Source organism: Verrucomicrobiia bacterium, assembly GCA_035460805.1.
Taxonomy (GTDB): Bacteria; Patescibacteriota; UBA1384; order CAILIB01; family CAILIB01; genus DATHWI01.
Map to the genome: position 1 here is coordinate 1 of DATHWI010000110.1, position 2,822 is coordinate 2,822.

A 2,822-nucleotide genomic window follows, 5' to 3' on the forward strand; every position below is an offset into this window, starting at 1 on the left:
CAAGCAGTGGTGCAATTTCCTCAGGAGATTTTACTTTCTTGAGCGACTGCAAATAGAGGCGGGCACGGGAGTACTCGTGGGCCGTAAACAAGCTGATGGCCGCATTCATGTTCCCTACATACTTTTTTGACCATTCTGCCAAATCGGGAGGCAAGACAAGGGAAGAAAGGAAAGGATACTGCGCGGTATACTTCTTCACCACTGACCGGCTGTTGTACTGCGTGAAGAGCACTATGATCTCGAACTGGTCAGGCTCGGATATATCCTCAACAAAATCTTCGCAGTTGGCATCGGAGAAGTAACGGCTTTTCCTTTGGAAGAGCGAGTGAATAAACGTTCCAGCGGCAGAGTAGGTTACAAGGGCGTTATCCTCAGGAAGATGTGCGGCATAGGAAAGGACATCCTCCTCTGCGGGGGAAGTGGCAAGCCACTGACAGATGTCGGATTCCAGGCTGAGGCGTGCGTCGTCGGTAAGATTCATCGTACTTCCTCTTCAGTTGTAGGCATTCCTCCACCCTGGGCTTGGCTTTCGGCGCTTTCGTGAGCACCAACTACGCCAGACTTGAAGTTCCTGTCTGGGCTTACCGTACGAAGGTTAAGCTCTTTATAGAGCCTTCCCGTCCGGAAAGCTGAGGATGCTTCCTTGATGCCTTTGGGAGAAAGTTTGGGATCCTTCAGAACTTCCAGGTAATCTGATACCTCTTTCTGAAAAGTTGCATGCTCTGGATGTAACCTTGCCTCATCAGTTTTCAATATCTCATCAAGGCTCGTCAGGGCTTCTTTGGCAGATCCCCTCTTTTCAATGTTGGTAGCATTTACGGCAATCTTACCAAGCCCAGCCATTCTGGCCGTGTAATCGCTAATGTCGGAGGCCCTGATTTCTTCATACCCGCCAAATTTATCGAGCGCGGTTGAATCTAGCTTACGAAGAATTTTTCCCGCATCGTTAATTTCACTCGTTCGGAAGAACTTCACTTCATCTACATCCTTCTTTCCATTCTCTTCGGCAGCAGACTTGATCTCGCCGATGATGTGCTTAGTCCCCGCCTTATACATGCCCTTGTACTGCAACTGGAATCCCAAGACCTCTTTTTTCAACGCTTCGTTGCCCGCCAGTGCCTTGTGCGGCTTCAGCGCGATAAGGTCCCCAACCGTTTCAATTGAAGGATCGCCTATGGACCTCTGATATGCAGCTACCTTGTCTACCACACTGCTACCCTCTGCAATATGCATCTGAAGGTTACGGTACGCAGCCTCACCCTTGGCGTCGCTCTTGGCTTTTTCTGCATCCTTTTCGTTGGCCTCGGCTTCAAACTCTTCACGCGCACGTTCTACGCCCTTAGGGCCAAAGTAGTAGGCCTTTGCCAGGGAGTTAGCCCCCTCGTTTTTCAGACGGCGGCCGTGCTCCTTAGTATCCTTGATTACACCGTCCCGGCTCTTGTAGCTAACAGGATCCACAAGGCCTGTATGAACTAAGTGCTTATCTACCCCTGCCTGAACGTTTTTACCAAAGTCACTATCCCTGACTTTTTCGTATGCACCCGGAAGGAGGGAGAGTCCCCCAGTTGCTACGGCACGGACAATTTTTCCATTCCTGCTATCAAGCGCCTCACCCAAACCACTCAAGAACTTGCTGTCTGAGTTTTTCCATTTGGAGATAAGGCCTTCTTTCCCATCCACCAACTCCTTAATGGCACGGCCTTCCACAGCCGCCTCAATACCAGCAATTTTATCCTTCATCTGCTGGGTCTTCAGCTCAGACTTCTTCTGCATCACGTTGATGCTGTCACCCCCCAGCTTCCTGGCGACATTGTTTTGAATGATAGGCCCACTGTCCAACATCTTATCGCGGGTAGCGTAGTTTGCGGCTATCTGTTTCACGGCACGCGTACCTGCGCCGTATGGGGTGTAGCGCATACCCACCGTACGACCAATTTCGTTCCACTTGCTCAAGTACTGTTTTGCCTCACCCGCCATGCTGAACGGCGTCTTCATGGCCAGGTAAATCATGGCAATACCAAAGGCATAGTTGATGACGTAAGCAAACGGCCCAGAGCCCTTAGGTTCAACCGCACCAAGCCACATAAAGCCAAGCCAGAGCCAGAAGAACGCAACCACTGGCATGAAGGTCCAGCTGACAATGAGGGCGAACCATCGTTTCCATACAAACCCTAACGGAGGGAAGTACAGGCCAATGAAGGCAATAGGGGCAATAGGCATGACCGCGTAGAAAATGACGGACCTGATGGCAAACTGGAACCCTAGTATGAGGATCATTATTCCCGCAGCCAAAATGAAGAGGTTCATTACCATCTGCTGGAACACCAAGCCCATGTTTGGCCCTGTGGAATCAGTCGTGAATGTACCGCCCGGTTTTACTACCAACCCAAACTGCTCAATTTGCTCTAGCAGCATCTTAGGACCGCCAACGTCATCGCCTTTTTCATTTTTACTCACCGTATCGGGTGCTATCAGGCCCGAGGCGGCATATCCCGCCACCTCCAACATGGCACGCACCACAAAGAAACTGGCATTAGCAAGTATCAGCCCTAAGACAAGGCCTGGGACAAGTTTCTTGAACGAGTACGCATTGACCTGGATCTGGAGGATATTTGCCAGGGCGATGAGAATGAAGACGATGAGCACCAGCATGTTCATCATGTTGAGGACACGGTCGTATGCGGCGCGTGCCACCTTCCCCATGTTGTCATCCACAATGTTCTTTTCCACCCGGCCATCGAAGGCAGTATTTTTCAGGCTTCCAAAAAGTAACTTGCTATCGTCAGATGTCAGGCTGCTATTAATGGGGATACCTGCCGTAG

The 2,822-nt window shown here is 50.6% G+C and carries 2 protein-coding genes; both read right to left on the reverse strand.

Translation table 11 applies throughout. The features are described from left to right. The coding region (locus tag VLA04_04470; protein HSI20919.1) for a hypothetical protein at window positions 1-481 on the reverse strand (481 nt) is incomplete at its 3' end. After that, on the reverse strand, window positions 478-2,822 hold a 2,345-nt coding region (locus VLA04_04475), incomplete at its 5' end, for a hypothetical protein (protein ID HSI20920.1). The genes VLA04_04475 and VLA04_04470, both read right to left, overlap by 4 nt.